The 477-nt window shown below is 64.8% G+C and carries 1 protein-coding gene; it reads left to right on the top strand.

Annotation, left to right across the window (positions count from 1 at the left end; genetic code table 11):
* Positions 1-448: FCD domain-containing protein (locus tag HX846_RS38485; RefSeq protein ID WP_178967611.1), on the top strand; the 448-nt coding region annotated here is incomplete at its 5' end.
* Positions 449-477: the final 29 nt, after the last annotated feature.

Below are 477 nucleotides of genomic sequence, written 5' to 3' on the forward strand. Positions count from 1 at the left end.
GCGCGCCTGCCTGGAGCCCGAAGCCCTGCGCCAGAGCGCGCCGAACCTCGACCGCGACCTGCTGCACGCCATGTTGCAGCGCGTGCTCGATGCGCAAAACAGCGCCCATTGCAGCCTGGAAGAGATCGAGCAGATCGAGGAAGACCTGCACCAGCACTGCCTCGCCGGCCTGCAAAATCGCAAGATCGCCGCGCTGATTCGCCAGGGGCAGAGCCCGATGATCATCAGCCGGATTTTCTACCGGCTGCTGGGCATCGGTGCCGATCCGGCGATGCTGGCCGAGCACCGGCTGATCCTTGAGCTGTTGCTGCATGGCGCCTTCGACGCCGCCGCACTGAACCTGCGCGAGCACCTGCAACGGGCCCGGCAGCGGATGTTGCAGCGGTTGAAAGTGCTGTCGGTGCTGCCCGAACAGCCGTTGCCGGCCTACCTGCACAAACTCAGCTGACGAAATGCAATCGAAAATGTGGGAGCGGG

It is taken from the genome of Pseudomonas sp. K5002, assembly GCF_013386655.1.
Taxonomy (GTDB): Bacteria; Pseudomonadota; Gammaproteobacteria; order Pseudomonadales; family Pseudomonadaceae; genus Aquipseudomonas.